Annotated in this window: 22 protein-coding genes; 16 read left to right on the forward strand and 6 right to left on the reverse strand. The window is 42.6% G+C overall.

Features of this window, described 5'->3' with window-relative positions:
• Nucleotides 1-17 precede the first annotated feature (17 nt).
• From IGI92_RS07775 to cbpB, 5 genes are all read left to right on the forward strand, one after another.
• Nucleotides 18-674 (forward strand): amino acid ABC transporter permease, encoded by a 657-nt coding sequence (locus IGI92_RS07775; RefSeq protein WP_005236107.1) that lies wholly within the window; start codon nt 18-20, stop codon nt 672-674.
• 231 nt (nt 675-905) lie between these two features.
• Nucleotides 906-1,721, forward strand: coding sequence for a glutamate racemase (racE, locus tag IGI92_RS07780; protein WP_008381904.1), 816 nt, complete (start codon nt 906-908; stop codon nt 1,719-1,721).
• On the forward strand, nt 1,722-3,074 hold the full coding sequence (rph, locus tag IGI92_RS07785) for a ribonuclease PH (RefSeq protein ID WP_061054088.1): 1,353 nt from the start codon (nt 1,722-1,724) through the stop codon (nt 3,072-3,074).
• Nucleotides 3,071-3,583, forward strand: a complete 513-nt coding sequence (locus IGI92_RS07790) for a metallophosphoesterase (protein ID WP_005236103.1) — start codon at nt 3,071-3,073, stop codon at nt 3,581-3,583. Before rph ends, IGI92_RS07790 begins: the two co-directional genes overlap by 4 nt.
• 109 nt (nt 3,584-3,692) lie before the next feature.
• Nucleotides 3,693-4,196, forward strand: a complete 504-nt coding sequence (cbpB, locus tag IGI92_RS07795; RefSeq protein WP_005226181.1) for a cyclic-di-AMP-binding protein CbpB — start codon at nt 3,693-3,695, stop codon at nt 4,194-4,196.
• A 35-nt stretch (nt 4,197-4,231) separates the two neighbouring features.
• Here cbpB and IGI92_RS07800 read toward each other — a convergent pair whose 3' ends face one another.
• Both IGI92_RS07800 and fabI read right to left on the reverse strand, forming a co-directional pair.
• On the reverse strand, nt 4,232-5,149 hold the full coding sequence (locus IGI92_RS07800; protein ID WP_061054089.1) for a mechanosensitive ion channel family protein: 918 nt from the start codon (nt 5,147-5,149) through the stop codon (nt 4,232-4,234).
• Nucleotides 5,150-5,296: 147 nt separating this feature from the next.
• Nucleotides 5,297-6,052 (reverse strand): enoyl-ACP reductase FabI, encoded by a 756-nt coding sequence (gene fabI, locus IGI92_RS07805; RefSeq protein WP_005236100.1) that lies wholly within the window; start codon nt 6,050-6,052, stop codon nt 5,297-5,299.
• A 206-nt stretch (nt 6,053-6,258) separates the two neighbouring features.
• Here fabI and fabZ point away from each other — a divergent pair, with 206 nt between their 5' ends.
• The gene (gene fabZ / locus IGI92_RS07810) at nt 6,259-6,699 is read left to right on the forward strand and encodes a 3-hydroxyacyl-ACP dehydratase FabZ (protein ID WP_005226178.1); all 441 of its coding nucleotides are present in this window, start codon (nt 6,259-6,261) and stop codon (nt 6,697-6,699) included.
• A gap of 51 nt (nt 6,700-6,750) precedes the next feature.
• Here the strand turns inward: fabZ and IGI92_RS07815 are convergent, their stop codons facing one another.
• On the reverse strand, nt 6,751-7,500 hold the full coding sequence (locus tag IGI92_RS07815) for a peptidylprolyl isomerase (RefSeq protein WP_008381897.1): 750 nt from the start codon (nt 7,498-7,500) through the stop codon (nt 6,751-6,753).
• Between the two features lie 182 nt (nt 7,501-7,682).
• On the opposite strand from IGI92_RS07815, the gene IGI92_RS07820 reads away from it, so the two are divergent.
• Nucleotides 7,683-8,774, forward strand: coding sequence for a DUF871 domain-containing protein (locus tag IGI92_RS07820; RefSeq protein WP_005236098.1), 1,092 nt, complete (start codon nt 7,683-7,685; stop codon nt 8,772-8,774).
• 177 nt (nt 8,775-8,951) lie between these two features.
• On the forward strand, nt 8,952-9,902 hold the full coding sequence (locus tag IGI92_RS07825) for an alpha/beta hydrolase (protein WP_430608419.1): 951 nt from the start codon (nt 8,952-8,954) through the stop codon (nt 9,900-9,902).
• 50 nt (nt 9,903-9,952) lie between these two features.
• On the opposite strand, the gene gap is transcribed toward IGI92_RS07825, so the two are convergent.
• Nucleotides 9,953-10,963 carry a type I glyceraldehyde-3-phosphate dehydrogenase gene (gap, locus tag IGI92_RS07830; RefSeq protein WP_061054148.1) on the reverse strand — a complete coding sequence of 337 codons (1,011 nt, stop codon included), beginning with the start codon at nt 10,961-10,963 and terminating at the stop codon, nt 9,953-9,955.
• 248 nt (nt 10,964-11,211) lie between these two features.
• Here gap and obgE point away from each other — a divergent pair, with 248 nt between their 5' ends.
• The 7 genes from obgE (at nt 11,212) to IGI92_RS07865 (ending at nt 18,504) form a co-directional block, all read left to right on the forward strand.
• Nucleotides 11,212-12,525, forward strand: a complete 1,314-nt coding sequence (gene obgE, locus IGI92_RS07835) for a GTPase ObgE (protein WP_207490520.1) — start codon at nt 11,212-11,214, stop codon at nt 12,523-12,525.
• Between the two features lie 180 nt (nt 12,526-12,705).
• On the forward strand, nt 12,706-13,281 hold the full coding sequence (locus IGI92_RS07840; RefSeq protein WP_086299462.1) for a DUF456 domain-containing protein: 576 nt from the start codon (nt 12,706-12,708) through the stop codon (nt 13,279-13,281).
• Nucleotides 13,282-13,353: 72 nt separating this feature from the next.
• Nucleotides 13,354-14,310 (forward strand): ribonuclease Z, encoded by a 957-nt coding sequence (gene rnz, locus IGI92_RS07845; protein WP_008381890.1) that lies wholly within the window; start codon nt 13,354-13,356, stop codon nt 14,308-14,310.
• Entirely contained in the window at nt 14,294-15,082 is a 789-nt protein-coding gene (locus IGI92_RS07850; RefSeq protein WP_016612306.1) for an SDR family NAD(P)-dependent oxidoreductase, read from the forward strand. Before rnz ends, IGI92_RS07850 begins: the two co-directional genes overlap by 17 nt.
• 12 nt (nt 15,083-15,094) lie before the next feature.
• Complete coding sequence (locus IGI92_RS07855) at nt 15,095-15,532, forward strand: lipopolysaccharide assembly protein LapA domain-containing protein (RefSeq protein WP_086299461.1); 438 nt, start codon at nt 15,095-15,097, stop codon at nt 15,530-15,532.
• 147 nt (nt 15,533-15,679) lie between these two features.
• Nucleotides 15,680-17,980: a single-stranded-DNA-specific exonuclease RecJ gene (gene recJ, locus IGI92_RS07860; RefSeq protein WP_430608420.1), complete on the forward strand. Its 2,301-nt coding sequence runs from the start codon at nt 15,680-15,682 to the stop codon at nt 17,978-17,980.
• An 11-nt stretch (nt 17,981-17,991) separates the two neighbouring features.
• Nucleotides 17,992-18,504, forward strand: a complete 513-nt coding sequence (locus tag IGI92_RS07865) for an adenine phosphoribosyltransferase (protein ID WP_430608422.1) — start codon at nt 17,992-17,994, stop codon at nt 18,502-18,504.
• A 75-nt stretch (nt 18,505-18,579) separates the two neighbouring features.
• On the opposite strand, the gene IGI92_RS07870 is transcribed toward IGI92_RS07865, so the two are convergent.
• Nucleotides 18,580-18,792 (reverse strand): hypothetical protein, encoded by a 213-nt coding sequence (locus IGI92_RS07870; RefSeq protein WP_005236082.1) that lies wholly within the window; start codon nt 18,790-18,792, stop codon nt 18,580-18,582.
• A 129-nt stretch (nt 18,793-18,921) separates the two neighbouring features.
• On the reverse strand, nt 18,922-19,542 hold the full coding sequence (lexA, locus tag IGI92_RS07875; RefSeq protein ID WP_008381880.1) for a transcriptional repressor LexA: 621 nt from the start codon (nt 19,540-19,542) through the stop codon (nt 18,922-18,924).
• Between the two features lie 136 nt (nt 19,543-19,678).
• Between lexA and IGI92_RS07880 the strand changes: the two genes are divergently transcribed.
• Nucleotides 19,679-19,918 carry a DUF896 family protein gene (locus IGI92_RS07880; RefSeq protein WP_005236078.1) on the forward strand — a complete coding sequence of 80 codons (240 nt, stop codon included), beginning with the start codon at nt 19,679-19,681 and terminating at the stop codon, nt 19,916-19,918.
• Nucleotides 19,919-19,986: the final 68 nt, after the last annotated feature.

Raw genomic sequence — 19,986 nt, forward strand, 5'->3', positions numbered from 1 at the left:
AAAGGAGCTAACGAACTATGGATTTTTTTGAAGCTTTTTCAGCGATTAACATTCGCTTCTTGATCGATGGCTTGCGGGTAACAGTTGAAGTGTCGATCCTATCGATTTTATTTAGCTTTATTATCGGAGGGATCGCCGGCATTTTGCGCTTCAGCTCGATCCCGGTCTTTTCGAAAGTATTAGGTGTCGTGATCGATGTTATTCGTAACTTGCCTTTGCTCTTGATCATCTTTTTCACTTACTTTGCATTGCCGCAGATCGGTATCCGCTTTAATATTTTTTGGTCAGCGGTTGTGGCGTTGACGATTTTTGAATCAGCGATGCTCTCTGAAATCTTTCGTGCTGGTTTGAATGCTGTGCCAAAAGGGCAGATGGAAGCTGGTTTGTCAACAGGGCTAAGCTATGTCGAAGTATTGCGGAGTATCGTCGTGCCACAGGCATTTAAAGCGATGTTGCCAGCGATCGTCAGTCAGTTGATCTCTTTGATCAAAGATACGTCATTAGCCGTGATTATTTCTTTACCAGAGCTGACTCATCATGCTCGAATCATTTATGGTCAAAATACAAACTATGTTTTGCCTATGTTTTTGGCAATGACTGTTTTATACTTTTTGGTTTGTTATGCATTATCATTGCTTTCTGGCTTTTTGGAAAAACGTCAGTACGATTACTAAAAAGAATAATCGACAAAATCATCCCCACGATCGGTCTTTTACCCATGCAAGTGCAACTTGTGGGTTGTGAGCCAATCGTTGGGGCTTTTTTTCTTTTTGACCGTTTCGTGTTTTTTGGGAAAGCTTTTTTAGCAAACGAAAGGAATACTTGAAAAATAGACAAAAAAAGTCCAAAATGAATAAGAGAGAAAAACGCACCAAACTCTTTTTTTCATGTAAAGGATGGAAACTATGACAAACAACAGACCAATTGGTTTTATCGATTCTGGTGTTGGTGGGTTGACGGTCGTCAAAGAAGCAATCAAGCAATTACCCAACGAATCGATTCTTTATCTGGGAGATACAGCCAGATGCCCGTATGGTCCGAGACCTGCTGAGCAAGTTATCGCGTATACGTGGCAAATGACCCGTTTTTTATTAGAAAAAAACATTAAAATGTTGGTGATCGCTTGTAATACAGCGACAGCGGTCGCCCTTGAAGAAATCAAAGAAAAACTAGCGATCCCGGTGATTGGCGTGATCCTGCCCGGTAGTCGAGCAGCAGTCAAAGCAAGCAAAAACCAGCGAATCGGTGTCATCGGAACAAATGGAACGATCAAAAGCGACTCTTACAAGCGCGCTCTTCATGGCAAAGCGCCCCATGCGTCAGTCGTCAGTTTGGCTTGCCCAAAGTTTGTGCCGATCGTAGAAAGCAAACAATACCATAGCTCGGTCGCCAAGAAAATCGTGGCAGAAACGTTGCGTCCATTGAAAAACAAGCGGTTAGATACAGTGATTCTGGGCTGTACTCATTATCCTTTATTGCGCCCTTTGATCCAAAATGAATTAGGCGCCCATATCCAGCTGATTGATTCAGGGGCAGAAACGGTGGGGGAAGTCAGTACCTTGTTGGACTATTTTTCCATTGCAGCAACGAGTCAGGACGATCCGCATCCGCAACATGCATTCTTTACTACTGGTTCACCGAAAATATTTGATGAGATCGCCAATGATTGGCTTGATTTAGATACGATCTCATCGATTCACACTGATTTAGGAGGCTTTTAAATGCGACATGATGGCAGAAAAGAAACAATGTTAAGACCAGTCAACATTCAAACCAACGTCTACAAACACCCCGAAGGATCGGTTGTGATCTCTTTTGGTGACACAACCGTGATTTGTTCGGCAACGATTGAAGATCGGGTCCCTCCGTTTTTACGAGATACGGGAAAAGGCTGGGTCACAGCCGAATACAGTATGCTCCCACGAGCGACCAACACTCGTAATCGTCGAGAAAGTGCCAAAGGCAAGCTTTCTGGTCGTACGATGGAGATCCAACGGCTGATCGCTCGTTCCTTACGAGCCGTAGTTGATTTAGAAAAATTAGGGGAACGTAGTATCGTCGTCGATTGTGATGTCGTCCAAGCGGATGGCGGTACCAGAACAGCCAGTATTACCGGCGCTTTTGTCGCGTTGCGTTTAGCTATCGATACCTTGTTGCGTGACAAAGCATTGACGGAAGATCCAATCAAGGAGCATTTGGCAGCAATTAGTGTCGGGATCTTACCAGATGGTACCTGTGTGACTGATCTCGATTATCAAGAAGATTCTTCAGCTGCTGTTGACATGAATTTGGTGATGACGGAATCTGGTCGATTTGTCGAATTGCAAGGAACTGGGGAAGAAGCGACCTTTGATGGTCAGCAGTTGAATGAGATGCTGATCTACGGAAAAACGGCTATCGAAGAATTGATCGCCTATCAAAAAGAGGCACTGTTTTTACCAGATGAACCCCCTTATGAGATTCCCGAAAAAACGATTGTCATTGCTACAGGCAATCCAGGAAAAGCCAAGGAGTTTAAAGCCGTATTTGGCGCAGCAGGTTACGATGTCCGCACCTTAAAAGACTATCCTTCCTTGCCGGATGTTGAAGAAACCGGCACCACCTTTGAAGAAAATGCCCGCCTTAAAGCGGAAACCATCGCCAGAATTTTGGGAAGACCGGTGTTAGCTGATGACTCAGGACTGAAAGTCGATGCATTAGGGGGGCGACCAGGGGTGTACTCTGCTCGATTTGCTGGTGAGCAAAAAAGTGACGCTGCCAATAATGCAAAATTACTTTACGAATTGACGGATGTCGAAGATGACAAGCGCAGTGCTCAATTTCACTGTACGTTAGTTTTCGCAGCGCCAGGAAAAGATAGTTTGGTGGTTGAAGCTCAATGGCCGGGAAGAATCGGCCGTATCCCCCGTGGAGAAAATGGGTTCGGTTACGATCCATTGTTTATTCCTGATGGTTCAGAGCAAAGCGCAGCCCAAATGAGTCAAGAAGAAAAGAACCGAGTCAGCCACCGTGGTCTAGCAATCAAAAAGCTGCAGGAACAGTGGCAGGAGTGGTTAGAAGGAGAAAATGTATGAAATATTTAGTTGTCAGTGACAATCATTCAGATCGTGAAATTCTTGTTGATCTTAAAAATGAATTCGAAAATCAAGTCGATTTATTCCTGCACTGTGGGGACTCCGAACTACCTGACACAGACCCTTTGTGGGATACTTTTCAAGTCGTTTGCGGCAATTGCGATTATGGCGGTGGTTTTCCCAATGAGCGTATCATCAAAACGCCGCTGGACACCATCTATATGACTCATGGCCACTTAGCAGATGTCCGTTTTGGTGTAACGAAATTAGGGCTGCAAGCGCAACAAGCCGATGCCTCGATCGCACTGTTTGGTCACACGCATCAAATTGCTTGTGAGAAAGTTGGGAATCGGCTTTTCTTGAATCCCGGCAGTATTTCCCAACCGCGAGGGCAAATTCAAATCAAAAGCTTTGCGATTATCGAAAGTACGCCAGAACAATGGGCAATCCAATACTATGATCGTTCCTTTCATAAAGTCCCTGAGCTAGCTTTTGTTTTCACACGCTAAGTAAGCGGAATCAAAAAGTAAAAATTTCATTATAATTTTGCAGGTTTCAACTTTCTATTCTCATTTTCAAGTAAAATAGAAGAGTAGCTGTGAAATGGAGGCAATTAGATTGATAGGACAGACCGTAGAAAAAATATTACTCGAGAACCAAGAAAATTTCTTGGTGCCGGCAGAAAATGTGGCATCGGTATTTTATAACCACCCTTTGAGTCACGCATTGCTTGTTTTATCAAAAGTGGGCTATTCAAAGATCCCTGTACTAGATAGTGAGGACCATTTAGTCGGCTTAATCAGCCTCTCAAACATCGTAGAACGCATGATGGATCTCACTGGCTTCAGTATGGAAAATATTGAAGGGCTGACTGTGGCAGATGTCATGGAAGTCAATGTGAATTGCATCAAAGAAAACGATGAGTTGGAAAGTATGCTGCATTTGTTAGTAGATCAAGCATTCTTGCCGATCGTTGATGATGACAATGTCTTTGTTGGGATTATCACCCGCAAAGAGATTTTAAAATCCGTCAATCATTTGGCGCACGAAATTGAAAGACGCTATTTGCTGATTTCTAAAGAAGATGCCCCAAAGATGACAGATGAACTGCATGTGGTATAGAAAAAAGGTTATCCCAGTTTCGGGATAACCTTTTTTTAAATACCGACGATCGGCGCATTGGGGATCGTATAGCCTTTGGCAGTTAATGCATCGATCGATGCGGCCAAAAATTCCTCTTTGATTTTCCATTGCGTACCGTTGGTCACATACATGGTCGTGCGAATTGCAAAGTTGTTGTTTCCTAGATCCACCAAACCGAAGACCGTAGGGGCCGTTTGAATCTCTTCTTCATGCTGCTTAGCAATCTGTTCATTGACTTCTTCAATGATGGCACGTATTTCATCTAAGCCTTCAGAGGGTAAGATACGTACGTCTACCACGACTTGCATATTGGCTCTGGATGTATTACTGATGGTCGTGATGTTACGATTTGGGATATAATGAACGGTTCCGTCCACGGATTTTAATTGAACAGTCCGAATACCGACGGCCGTCACCGTACCTTCAAGCGTCAGGTTGGTCAAGCGGACGTAATCACCAACGTTGATTTGTTGTTCGGTAATTATAAAGAAGCCAGTAATCAAGTCATTCATAAAGCCTTGGGCGCCGAGACCGAGGGCGACACCGACGACTCCGGCACCGGCTAGTAGCGAGCCTACAGGTACGCCGATGGTTGAAAGGAGTGCATAGACAAAAAAGAAGCCTAATGTGTAATGAACCGTATTGCGGATCAGGGTATGGATCGTGTTGATTCGACTCACATTGAAACTGGCTTTTTTTTCATAGGAACGATAGATCCGATCGATGATCATATTGCTTATTTTCAATAAAATACCGAATAGGATACATAAAAAAAGCAACATCAATGCTTTTTGAATCAGTAGGCCAATGATCGATTCCCAGTCGATGGACGCCCACCATTTTTGCAATGCATTGAGCTGAGCAGCTGCTGGTTCAGTAATGCTGGAACCACTTGAATCGGTCGTGCTAGCTGCGAGTAGCAGTTGTTTCATAAAATCCCTCCAAGTCTTACTGCATCTATTTTAACGAAGATAAAATAGAAATGCAAAGGAGGTTTTCTGAAATACCTGTTTTTTTCAGAAAAAGCCTGCTCAGCCAACGGGTAGGCAAATAGCAGACTTTTCTATGACTATCATTGATTAAGATAAATGAACGCCTTTATCAACAAAAATCACTTCGCCGATAATCCCGCTTGATAAAGGACTGATCAAGAAGGCACAAGCATTGCCGACTTCTTCGATCGTTACACCAATATGATCTGGTGTTCGATCCTCTGACAATTGGATCAGTTTTTGATAGTCTTTTACACCAGTTACTGCCAGCGTCTTGATGGCGCCAGCTGAAATCGCATTGACACGGATCTTTTGCGGTGAAAGTTCGGCAGCTAAATAGCGAACACTTGATTCCAAAGCAGCTTTCGCAATACCCATCATGTTGTAGTTTGGTACTGCCCGTTCGGCACCTAAGTAGGAAAGGGTAACGATTCCAGCATTTTCAGCTAAGATTGGTTTGGCATATTTAGTGACGGCAATCAATGAATAACTGCTGATGTCTTGCGCCAAAGCATAACCGTCACGAGAAATATTCAAAATGTCGCCAGAAAGATCTTCTTTATTAGCATAAGCGACGGCATGGACGACACCATGGATCTCTCCAGCATATTCTTTGATTGTATCAAAGGCGGCAGCAATGCTTTCGTCATTAGCGACGTCACACTCCACTACAAATTCATCAGATTCCAATAAGCGCTCTAAAGGCTTCTTCATGCGGTCGTTTTGATACGTGTAGATCACTTCGGCTCCTTGTGCTTTTAATGCTTGTGCACAGCCCCAAGCGATACTGCGTTTGTTGGCAACGCCCATGACGACAACTTTTTTACCGGTTAAAAAACTCATAATTCCACTCCTTAATAAATTCAACAATAATAAAATACGTATAATGACAAATAGTAAATCAAACTATCTTGATTTCTAATTATTAAGCATAATTGTTTGATTGTCAAACTATTTTTTTCTTAATAAATATTTAGTTGCGAATTCCGCTGAACTATGATACTTTGATAATCAAACTATAATAAATTCTTAAGCAAGGAAGGGAAACCATGAAAAAACTATTGACTGAAACAGAAGTCATGGATTTGATTCCAAATCGCTACCCAATTATATATATTGATTATGTCGATGAAATCGAGTCTGGCAAAAAGATTATCGCAACGAAAAATGTTACCATCAACGAAGACTTTTTCCAAGGTCATTTTCCGGGAAATCCAGTAATGCCGGGTGCCTTGATTTTAGAAACATTGGCACAAGCAGGATCGATCCTGATCTTGAAATCCGAGGAATTCCAAGGTAGAACGGCGTATATCGGCGGCATCAACAAAGCCAAATTCCGTCAAAAAGTTGTTCCGGGAGATACTATGAAACTTGTTTTTGAGATCACCAAAATCAAAGGCTCCGTTGGAACTGCTGATGCGGTAGCGACAGTGGATGGCAAAAAAGCTGCTGAGTGCGAATTTACCTTTATCGTAGGCGACCAAAAGTAAAAGAAAACCGCTGAAATTCCCGAGTATCGGAGACTTCAGCGGTTTTTTTATTTATTCTTTGGCTTCTTGTAAGACCTTGATCGTTTCGATCTTCACTGGCTCAACCGGTTGAGAATTCTCACCATTGCCAGAGTCTTGGGTTTCTGCTTGCGCAATTTTATCTACGACATCCATGCCTTCGATCACTTGACCAAAAACGGTATAGCTACCGTCCAATTGTGGTGTTCCACCATTTTTGTAGGCTTCGATGATTTTTTCAGGATAGTGTTGGATCGCTAGACCGTCGGATACGTCTTGATCATTTTGAACGATGTAGAATTGACTGCCTTGGCTGTTTGGCGCACTTGATTTTGCCATTGCCAATGCGCCTCGCAAGTGATAAAGCTGGTTCGAGTATTCTTCGCCGAATCCTTCGCCCCATATGCTTTCTCCGCCAGTGCCATCACCATTAGGGTCGCCCCCTTGGATCATAAACTCTTCTACGACACGATGGAAAGTCAAGCCGTCATAATAACCATCTTTGGCATGGGTCAAAAAGTTTTCGACTGCTTTGGGTGCAATCTCTGGGAAAAGTTTGATTTTGATCGAGCCTTCCTCCGTCACCATTTCAACTAAAGCTTCATTCTCTTGCACATCCGTTGATAATTGCGGCAATTCCAGGGCATTCAAGTCAACGGATTCTGAGGTCGACGTGCTTTCTGCCGAATTGCTTGATGAGGGATCGGTGGTACTTGAACCTGTACAAGCAGCTAATAATAAAAGGCTAGCAGCTGCTGTCAGTGTGAATAGGATTTTTTTCATTCTTTCATTCCTTCCAGTTTTCTTAATGATAATCATAACAAAAAAGAGACATAGAAGAAAGCGCAGATTTTGTGGAATGAGAAAGAAACAGGCGGAAAGGTGTAGACCACTTTTTAGATGTTTGCTATAATGAAAGAGGATTCATTATAATAAACGGATAGAATTTACAGGAGGTTTTTTTGATGGGAAAATTAGGGATATCGATTTATCCAGAGCGCTCAACGTTTGAAAAGGACAAAGCGTATTTAGACTTGGCACACAAATACGGCTTTAAACGGGTATTTACCAGTTTGCTGCAAATCAACGATGACAAAGAAAAAGTCTTGGCAGACTTTAAACAAGTCGTGGATTATGCCAATCAGTTAGGAATGGAAGTCATGGTAGATATCAATCCTGGTTTATTCGAACAGCTAGGTATTTCTTATGATGATTTGTCCTTCTTTGATGAGATGGGCGCTTACGGTGTTCGGTTAGATATTGGTTTTACTGGTTCAGAAGAAGCCAAAATGACGCGTAATCCTTACGGGATTAAAATCGAAATCAATATGAGCAGTGGTACGAGCTACGTGGATAACATCATGAGTTATTCACCTAATACTGAAAATTTACTCGGCTCGCATAACTTCTATCCTCATCGCTATTCAGGGTTGGGCTACGACCATTTCGTTTTTTGTTCGGAAAAATTCCGCAAATACAATTTAAATACGATGGCTTTCGTGAATTCTCACGAAGCTGATTTCGGTCCATGGCCAACACAAGATGGTTTATGCTCTTTGGAAGATCATCGTGATCTGCCACTAGCTACGCAAGTCAAACATTTAGTGTTGACGGGTTTGATCGATGATATCTCTGTTGGAAATGCCTATGCTTCAGAAGCAGAATTGGCAGCAATGGCTGAAGCGTTTCACGCGGATTATCCGACATTAAGAGTCGATGTCGTTGACGGAATCACTGAAGATGAACGAATTTGTCTCTTCGATAATCTGCACAGCTATCGAGGAGATCGTTCGGAATACATCTTGCGTTCAACGATGACGCGGATCTATTATAAAGACAAGGAATTTCCACCTCATGATACCCGTGATATGGTAAGAGGGGATGTCTTGATCGATAATGCTGGCTATGGACAATACAAAGGGGAGACGCAAATCGCCTTGAAAGCAATGAAAAATGATGGTCGAGTCAATGTCGTTGGTAAGATCGCTGATGAGGAACTATTCTTATTAGAATTTTTGAAACCTTGGTCAAGTTTTAAATTGGTCGAAAATAACTAATTACCACGAAAATCAGCCATTGCCAACAAAGATTGTTGGCAATGGTTTTCTTTTTGGTCGCTTGCGATTGACAAACATGAGCAAAAAACGGTAATTTATGTAGTGGGTTCTTTCCTTGAGGAATGACGAAACCATAATAATATTATGTAAACTATATAACAAGAGGACGTGACAAGTGTGAAATTGCGCTGGAAGATTGCCATCGGAGTGGCTGTATTAGCAATTGCGGGGTTAGGGTATGCAGGAAACTATTTTTATTATTATGCGGTGGTTCCTTCAGAAAAAGATTTCTTGGAAGGAGATACCCCTGGTACTGATGAAAATCAGACGGGAAATGAATCGCAAAATTGGTTTACAGATCCAGCAAATCGTGAGATGTGGCAGCTAACTTCTGAAGATGATTTAAAATTATCCGCCATTTATCTACCGGCGGAGGAGAAGAATCGTGGGAAAACGGCGATCATCGCGCATGGCTATATGGGGAACGCAGAAACGATGGCGGACTACGCTAAGATGTATCATGATTTAGGCTATAATGTCTTGGTTCCAGACGCTCGAGGGCATGGTCAAAGCGAAGGAGATTATATTGGTTTTGGGTGGCACGAACGTAAGGATTATTTGCAATGGATCGATGAGGTACTCGCAAAAAATGGTTCTGAAGAAACGATCACTTTGTATGGCATCAGTATGGGGGCTGCCACGGTAATGATGACCAGTGGGGAAGACTTACCGAAAAATGTCACTTCTATTATTGAAGATTGTGGGTATACCAACGTCAATGAAGAATTGGGTTATCAACTCGATCAATTGTTTGGTCTACCGGCCTTTCCATTGATGAATGTCACTAGTCTTGTCACAAAAATCCGAGCGGGGTATTTCTTCGGTGAAGCAGATGCAGTCAAACAACTGCAAAAGAATACGCGTCCGATCTTTTTTATCCATGGCGATGCGGATACGTTTGTTCCTTATTCGATGCTGGATATTTTGTATAACGCGACCGATGCACCAAAAGAAAAGTGGGTTGTTTCAGGTGCCGAGCATGCGAAAAGCTACAAAACAGATCCAGACCTTTATAAAGAAAAAATTGCAGCTTTTTTGGACAAATACGATCATCCAGCAAGTGAATAAAAAAGTGCCGGTTCTAAAAAAGAACCGGCACTTTTTGCTTGACCTTTAGCTTATAAACGAGCAAATTCTTCTAGCAAGCGAATCATTTGGCAAGTAAAGCCGTATTCATTATCATACCAAGCGACGGTTTTCACCAGTTGGAAATCGCCAGCAGTGGTTACTTCTGTTTGTGTCGGATCAAAGATAGACCCTTGAGTGGTACCAATCACATCTCCAGAGACGATTTCACGGTCATCGTAACCGAATGACGGATTATCGACGGTGTGTTTTCTGATCGCTTCATTGACTTCATCGGCGGTTACTTTGGTTTTCAAAATTGAGACTAATTCTGTTAAAGAACCATCGACGACCGGAACCCGTTGGGCGTGGCCTTGTAATTTGCCATTTAATTCTGGGATAACTAGACCGATCGCTTTGGCGGCACCCGTTGAGTGAGGGATCGTGTTGTCAGCAGCGGAACGAGCGGCTCTTAAGTTTCCGCCTTTTACAGGACCATCCAATAGCATTTGAGTAGAAGTATACGCATGAACCGTCGTCATCGTACCAACTTCGATCCCGAATTCCTCATTTAAAAAGTAGGCCATTGGAGCTAAGCAGTTGGTCGTACAAGAACCTGCGGATATGATAGTATCATCCGGTGTTAACGTGTCTGAGTTGACATTGTAAACGATCGTTTTCATATTACCAGCTGGTGCGGAGATCACGACTCGTTTGACACCTGCATCAAGATGGGCCTGGGCTTTTTCTGCGGAAGTGTAAAAACCCGTGCATTCTAAAACGATATCGACGCCATTTTCTTTTGCCCAAGGGATTTTGCTTGCGTCTGGTTCAGCGTACACTCGGGTCTCTTTGCCATCGACAACGATAGCATTATCCGTTGCAGTAACAGTTCCAGGGTACGTGCCGTGGGTCGAGTCAAACTGCAATAAGTGTGCTAACATGACTGGACTCGTCAAATCATTGATTGCCACAACTTCAATATCAGCAGAAACTTCTTTGATCCTACGAAAAGCCAAACGTCCAATTCGTCCAAAACCATTGATTCCAACTTTTACTGTCATTTCTTGTTTCCTCCTTTGATTGTGTCTGGTACACTTAAAAGTTTGCTACGATTTCAAGTGACTGTCAAAGAATAACCCTTAAGAATTCGCGATTTCTTACGGAAACCCATGAGAAAAGATAGACAAAAGGCGTTTCGGTCGTTACAATAAAATAGACTTTCTTATTAGAGAAATAGTAACCACTTAAAGTGAGATAACTGATAATCAAAAAGTATAGAAGGTAGTAAAAAAAGAATGGAGGACAAATAATGTCCATGTTTTTAGATCAAGTGACAATCGATGTCAAAGCAGGAAAAGGCGGCGACGGAATGGTTGCTTTTCGCCGAGAGAAATATGTCCCAGACGGCGGACCCGCAGGTGGGGACGGGGGACGTGGCGGTGATGTCATTTTAGTCGTAGACGAAGGTTTGCGTACATTAATGGATTTCCGCTTTAATCGTCATTTTAAAGCGCAACCCGGGGAAAATGGCATGAGTAAAGGAATGCACGGCCGTGGCTCAGATGATACTTACATCAAAGTACCCCAAGGCACCACCGTTCGTGATGCTGAAACAGGTGCCTTATTAGGTGATTTGATTGAGCAAGGTCAAACATTAGTAATCGCAAAAGGCGGGCGGGGCGGCCGTGGGAACATTCGGTTTGCTTCTCCAAAAAATCCAGCCCCAGAATTAGCAGAGAACGGAGAACCCGGTCAAGAAAGAAAGATCGAGCTCGAACTAAAAGTCTTAGCAGATGTTGGTTTAGTTGGTTTCCCTTCAGTTGGGAAGTCAACATTACTCTCTGTGATTTCGTCTGCTCGTCCAAAAATCGGCGCGTATCATTTTACAACACTGGTGCCAAATTTAGGCATGGTAACGACCAGTGATGGTCGTAGTTTTGCAGTAGCCGATCTGCCTGGCTTGATCGAAGGTGCTTCGCAAGGTGTTGGTTTAGGGACTCAGTTTTTACGTCATATCGAACGGACGCGGGTCATTTTACATGTGATCGATATGAGCGGCATGGAAGGGCGCGATCCATATGAAGACTATTTATCCATCAACAATGAATTGTCGACCCATAACTTGCGCTTACTAGAGCGCCCACAGATCATCGTTGCCAATAAGATGGATATGCCGGATGCTGAAGAAAACCTAGCCCTTTTCAAAGAGCAGCTGGCAAAAGAAAAAACGGATGAGTTCGCGGATGAACCAATGATTTTCCCAATCTCTGGTGTCACTCGTAAGGGAATCGATGCCTTGCTGAATGCGACAGCGGATCTATTGGAAGTCACTCCTGAGTTCCTCTTGTACGATGAAGAAATCGAAGAAGATGTGGTTCATTACGGCTTCCAATCGGATGAACCGGAGTTTGCAATCGATCGCGATCCTGATGCAACTTGGATCTTGAGCGGTGAGAAAATCGAAAAACTATTCCAAATGACGAACTTTGATCACGATGAGACTGTGATGCGTTTTGCTCGTCAATTACGTGGATTGGGTGTCGATGAAGCATTGCGTGCGAGAGGTGCCAAAGACGGTGATATTGTGCGTATCGGTAATTTTGAATTTGAGTTTGTCGAATAAGCGTTTAAAAGAACATCATTTTTTTAAAAAAATCCTTCATAGTTGAATTGGTTTTGACTGCCGATCATTGATTTTCTCTAAGAAATCAATGATCAGCAGTCTTTTTGGTTTCTTTTTTCATTTAAATGATTTACTGTTAAAATAAAGAAAAGAACAAATAAACCAAAGGGAGCGATTTTTATGTCAAAACGAGTCATTGTAATGAACTTTGATGCTAGTGCCAAAGCGTATCAAGCCTTTTCTGAAGTGAAACGGATGCATATGGAACGAAAGATCAAAGGAGAGCAAATGGCGGTTCTTACCCACACCAATGAAGGCGTGCATCAATTTAAAGTCGAGGATTTTCTTGATTTTACTGGAAACAATAAGACATCAACTGGTGGTTTGATTGGGATGCTCGTTGGTGTGTTAGGTGGGCCTTTGGGAATCATGCTGGGCTGGTTTGGCGGTAGTATGATCGGTGCTACTCGTGACGCAAAAGAGATCCAAAATGCGCAAATGCTCTTCGAACACGTCGGAAACCAAATTGGTGTAGGCGATACGGGGTTATTATTGATTGCCGATGAAGAGGACAATCGTCCTTTGAACCAACAGATCATGAATGAATTAGGCGGTGACATCACTCGTTTTGACTACGATGATGTCGAGGCAGAGATCGAGACGGCCAAAAAAGTCGAAGAATCCACCAAGGCACGTGTTCAAGAGGATTGGAAAAATTCCCATAACGATGAATCCGATAGCCAATCCGAGAAATAAAAACCGCAAGCTTCAATTGCAACTTGATTTCTTTTCCGCTAAAATTGGAAAGAGATGAAAGGAAAGAAGCTTATGGAATTAGAATTTTTAGGAACAGGTGCTGGAGTGCCTGCGAAACATCGAAACGTGACCAGCACTGCGTTACGATTATTAGATGAACGCAATGCCGTTTGGCTTTTTGATTGTGGCGAAGGGACACAAATGCAGATCTTGCATTCTACGATTAGACCGAGAAAGATTGAAAAAATCTTTATTACCCATCTTCATGGTGATCATATTTATGGATTGCCAGGATTGATCAGCAGTCGCTCCTTTCAAGGCGGAGACACACCTCTAGAGATTTATGGACCCAAGGGGATCAAAGCATACATTCAAACCGTTTTGCGGATTTCTCAGACGAAAGTCAGCTATCCATTGCATTTTTTTGAGATTGAAGAAGAAGGGATTCTTTTTAAAGATCAGCAATTTGAAGTATCTTGTCTGCGCCTTGATCACGGGATTGATAGTTTTGGCTATCGTATTGTCGAAGCAAGCCATCAAGGGGAGTTGCAAGTGCAAGCATTGCTTGAACTTGGGCTGAAACCTGGTCCTGTCTTCGGACGTTTGAAAAAAGGTGAAGTAGTTACCCTCGATGATGGTCGTCAAATCAATGGGGCTGATTTTTTAGGTCAAGCCAAAAAAGGACGGATCGTGACAATATTAGGTGACACCCGTAAATGTCAAAACGCCGTGCTTTTAGCGAAAGATGCGGATGTTTTGGTACATGAAAGTACCTTCAACAAAGAAGAAGCCAAGTTGGCTCGCGCTTATTTTCATTCGACGACGCGACAAGCTGCTGAAGTTGCCCAAGAAGCTCACGCCAAGCGTTTGCTATTGACCCATATCAGCGCGCGCTATGTTGGCAAAGATATTACAAATTTAGTAAATGAAGCAAAAGAAGTATTTCCGAATACGTTGATCGTCAAAGATTTTGATGTTGTCGAGATCCCTTTTGCCGGAGAGGAAGAATCAGATGAACTTGGAGAATAAAGTTGTCGTTGTAACAGGAGGTTCTGCCGGACTTGGAGAACAAATCTGTTATGAAGCCGCAAAACGTGGTGCGATCGTCGTGACTTGTGCCCGGAGGACGAATTTGATTGGGAAAGTCAAAGAGCAATGTATGGAATTAAGCGGCAAAGAAGCGTATGCGTTTCAATTGGACGTAGCAAATCCTGAAAGCGTGGAGCGCTTATTAGAAAAAATCAGTGAGAAAGTCGGAAAGATCGATGTCTTTGTCAATAATGCTGGCTATGGGATCTTTCAAGAGTTTACAGAGATGGATCCTGCGGTCATCCGTAATATGTTTGAAGTCAATGTACTTGGGATGATGGTTTTGACTCAGCAAGTTGCGATTCAAATGGCTGAACAAAAGCATGGTCATATCATAAACGTTGCTTCAATTGCGGGTAAGATCGCTACGCCGAAGACCGCAGTTTACTCTGCAACGAAATTTGCTGTACTTGGTTTTTCTAACGCCTTACGTTTAGAACTAAAACCACTGGGGATCAACGTAACAACGGTCAACCCAGGGCCGATCGAAACGGCATTCTTTGACCAAGCAGATCCTAGCGGTAGTTACTTATCATCGGTGGGCAGCCTTGTCCTTGAACCAAACAAATTGGCACAAACGATCGTCAAAGCCATGATTCATCCAAAACGAGAAATCAATCGCCCACATATTTTAGGGGCGGCAGCAAAACTGTATACACTGTTTCCTGCAATCGGGGATTATATGGCAGGAACGATGTTCAACAAAAAATAGGAGTTGAAACCCATGAAAAATCAATGGCGTGTTATCGTTGGTATTTTACTGATTTTAGTGATCGTTTTATTTGCGGTTGCAAACAATATGACTGTTCCGATCAATTTTGGCTTCACAACGATTCAATCGCCACTGATCTTAGTCATTATTGGTTCTGCTTTGTTAGGCGCATTGATTTTGTTGCTGGTTTCCACAAGTGCAATGTTCCGTCAAAAAAAAGAACTAAAACAATTGAGAAAAGAGCTCTCGGATTATCGCACGAATAACGAGAAAGTTCTGCAAGATGAACGAGAAGCCTTGGAACGAGAATATACCAACAAGCAGGCGGAGTTAGCAGCTAGGCAGCAACAACTCGACGATCAAGAAGCGCAACTTTCGTCACGTGCTGCAGGCGCCTCAACGCCGCCAACGATTGATGAAGAAATGAAGTCTTTTGAATCGCAAGCCTAGAATACATGAGAGCAATTAAGAAAAGAGTTTGCCGGCGCATCGTTCGCTGCAAGCTCTTTTTTGTGATATGAAAAAATAAATTGTTTCTTTCGTTGTTTTTCCTTTTTACATAAACTTTGCTATAATAACCTAGTTAGGAGTGATTTGGTGAAACGTGCAAATTTTCATTGGGTGCGACCGCAAGATAGCGAAGCTACCCCTGTATTTAAAGAATTGATCCAAGCAAGAAAGATTCCTGAGCGCATCGGCGCGTTGCTATGGCAAAGAAATATTCGAACAGCAGAAGCGCTAGACGCTTTTTTATCAACGGATCTGCAATACCTTCATGATCCGTTTCTCTTTCATGATATGGATAAGGCCGTGGAACGGATCCATGAAGCCATTTTAAATGGTGAGCGGATCTTGATTTATGGCGACTATGACGCAGATGGGATTACGAGCACCACCGTATTAAAAGAAACACTGGAGTTGCTAGGGGCTGAAGCTGAATATTATCTGCCCAATCGCTTTTCAGATGGGTATGGTCCCAACATAACTGTCTATCAAGATAAAATTGCGGCAGGGACTCAATTGATCATCACCGTTGATAATGGGGTATCTGGACATGAGGCAATTGCTTATGCTCAAGGGCAAGGGGTCGATGTGATCGTGACGGATCACCATGAACTTCCTGCAGAACTCCCAGAAGCCTTTGCCATCGTTCATCCCCGTCACCCTGAAGGAAACTATCCGTTTGGTGATTTAGCGGGAGTCGGTGTCGCATTTAAAGTGGCTTGTGCCCTATTAGAAGAAGTGCCCGTCGAACTGCTGGACCTTGTTGCAATTGGGACGATTGCTGATATGGTTTCTTTGACAGATGAGAATCGACTACTAGTCAGCAATGGCCTGAAAATGATCCAACAAACTGATCGGCTTGGTTTGAATGAGTTGTTGACGGTCAGTGGATTGAAAAAACGAACAGTCAACGAAATCGATATTGGTTTTGCTGTTGGCCCCCGCCTCAATGCAATTGGTCGGTTGGAAGATCCTAATCCTGCTGTTCGTTTGTTAACCACATTTGATGAAGAAGAAGCAGTAACCTTAGCCAAGACATTAGATACGATCAATCAGCAGCGAAAAACTTTCGTTGAAGAAATCATGAAAGAAGCGCAAGAAAAAATCGACCCTGCCAATCATGTTCATCTGGTCGTAGGTGATAACTGGCACGAAGGGGTTTTAGGAATCGTAGCTGGACGTATCATGCAAAGTACCGGACAGCCCGTGATTGTTTTGACCAAAAAAGAAAATGGGTTAGCAAAAGGGTCAGGTAGAAGTGTCGCTGCGTTGAATCTATTTGAAATGTTGGCTACGATGAAAGACATGTTTACCAGTTTTGGTGGTCATCATGCGGCGGTTGGCTTAAGTATCCCGATTGATCATTTGGACATGCTACAAGCCCAGATGAATCGCTATGTGGAAGAAAATGGAATTGATCTTAGTCAGGGAATCCCCTTAGCGATCGATGAGGAACTGCCATTGGCGGAAGTATCGATCAACTTTATTGAGTCTTTAAACGTTTTAGCGCCTTTCGGAACGGACAATCCGTTACCGAAATTTCTGTTTTCCAATTTATCGACTCAAAATGCCCGCCAGATTGGTACCGAAAACCAGCACTTGAAGTTAGTGATGACAGATGAGTCCAATCTACAGCTAGATGTGATTGGCTTTGGTTTTGGAAAAGACTCAGTAGAGTTTGAAAATGATCGACTATCGATCGTCGGTCAGCTTTCAATCAATGAATGGAATGGCAACAAAAAACCGCAGCTGATGTTGGATGACTTTGCAGTGGAAGGGCTGCAGTTGTTTGATTATCGTTCGAAAAGGAGTCGGCAAGGTGTCTCTCTGGGAAATGAAACATTAGGGGTCGTTTTCAATAAGAAACTGCCTCGAGAGCTGCAAGGATTTTGTGGACAAACGATCTTATTCGACTCGGTGGCTGCTGTGAAAGATACATTTTGTGCTGGTCCGTTCCAAGAGATCGCGTTTTTAGATTGTCCTGCTGATATTGCTGTGATCAAAGAGGTCGTTCAAGCGCTTCATGCTTCAAGAATTGCGTTTGTGTTTTACTCGACGGAAGATGCCTATTTAGACGGGGTAGGAACCAGAGAGCAATATGGTCGGCTTTTTCAATTGATCAAGCAGCAGCCTCGTTTGGATATTCGCTACAAATTAAAGATGGTCGCTAACTATCTAAAAATTCCAGAAAAATTACTTATTTTTATGATTCAGGTGTTTTCTGAGCTGGAATTTGTTACAATACAAGATGGTGTTTTGAATAAAACGGCTGATCCTGTTTCTCGTCCGCTGACAGAGAGTCATTTGTATCAGCAACGACAAAAAATGATCAAAACAGAAGAATTTTTATTAATGAGTGATTTATCAACCCTACGTCAGTGGTTGACAGTCTAGGAGGAAAAAAAATGGATTTAAAAGAGTATATTGCTAGTATTCCGGATTATCCCCAAGAGGGAATTATTTTTCGGGACATCTCGCCGCTAATGGCTGATGGAGAAGCGTATCGTTATGCGACACAGCAGATCGTTGAGTATGCACAAGAAAAAGGCATCGATATGGTGGTAGGACCAGAAGCCCGCGGATTTATCGTTGGTTGCCCAGTTGCGTACCAGTTAGGTGTCGGCTTTGCCCCAGTACGTAAAAAAGGCAAATTGCCACGGGAAACCATTGAAGCAGAGTATGAAAAAGAGTATGGCGTGGATGTTTTGACGTTGCATGCCGATGCTATCAAATCAGGACAACGTGTCTTGATTTGTGACGATCTACTAGCAACTGGCGGAACGATCAAAGCAACGATTGAACTCGTAGAAAAACTAGGCGGTATCGTTGTGGGCTGTGCCTTTTTGATCGAACTAATGGATTTACATGGAAGAGATAAAATCCAAGGTGTTGAAATCAAGACGTTAATGGAATACTAAAAAAGAAGAAACAAAAAAGGACTCGCAGGAGTCCTTTTTTGTTTCTTCTGCCTTATGGCGTATGTAGGGGAAGGATCATGGTTCGTAACGATAAAAATCATGATCGTGATAATAATGGCGGTTACGTTTGCGCTCTGCTTGGCGGAATTTCTTTTCATCCCATAGCATGAACCAAAGCATCATTAGAGGACAAAAAATCAGAACAGCACTTAGAACGCCAAAATAGCCAATAACAATACCCATCAATAAAACCCATAACATAAAACCAAATCGACGAACTGCTTTCATCTCATTCACTCCTTAAATAATACGAACTTATGTTTGTATGCTTATTATACGAATGTTTGTTCGGTTTGTAAAGAGGAAAGAAAAAAAATCTTCGTAAAAACGAAGATTTCCTAGTCAGCTCGTTGAGCATCAAAGCAGATGTCGATACAACCCAACAACCAATCCTAAAATCGTTACGTCAGGCAAAATGATTGGTTCTAAGTAATCATTTTCCGGTTGTAAACGAATGTAATTCTTTTCTTTATAGAATCGTTTGCAAGTAGCTTCATCTTCATCTGTCATAGCGATCACAATATCACCATTTTGCGCACTTTGTTGTTTGCGAACGATCACTTGATCGCCGTCAAGGATGCCAGCATTGATCATACTTTCTCCTCGGATCGTCAACATAAACAAACTACCGGTACTATTTGCTAAATCTGGCGGAATCGGAAAGAAATCGGATGCATCTTCCACTGCTAAAATCGGTTCTCCCGCAGTTACGACACCAAGCATCGGAATGGATGCTGGCTGAACATCGATTTTTTCAAGACCGGAAGAAGTTAATTCAATGGCTCTGGGTTTTGTAGGATCTCGCAAGATCAACCCCTTTTTTTCAAGTCGGGACAAATGGCCATGAACAGTTGAGGTAGAAGATAACTGAACGGCTTCGCCAATTTCGCGAACAGTCGGCGGATAGCCTTTTTCAGTGACACGGGTATGAATGAACTTAAGAATTTCGATTTGTCGATTTTCTGTTCGTTTTGCCAAAACTGACACCTTCTTTCATTTGATAACATTAGTGTACCATAGGTATATCGAATATTCAAACAAATGTTCGCTTTTTACACTATTGTTTTTATTCGCTAGTTTGTAGTAAAATCAAGAGGGAAAAGGAGGAACGAATATGCTATCTCAAGAAAAATTAGCTCGAATCAATGAACTTGCCAACAAGAAAAAAACAGAGGGTTTGACTGAGGCAGAAACGAACGAACAAAAAGTTCTACGTGACGAGTATTTAACCGCCTTTCGTGGAGGAATGCGTCACCATATCGAAGGAATGAAGATCGTTGATCCTGAAGGTGCTGATGTGACACCAGAGAAATTAAAAGAGATTCAAAAGAAAAAAGGTCTCCACGGCAGATAATTGTGAATTCCTTTTCATTGCTATTGAAATAAGCATCTGAATCACGTATAATAAAAGATGTAATAAAG

It is taken from the genome of Enterococcus sp. DIV2379 (assembly GCF_050542965.1).
Classification (GTDB): domain Bacteria; phylum Bacillota; class Bacilli; order Lactobacillales; family Enterococcaceae; genus Enterococcus_D; species Enterococcus_D entomosocium.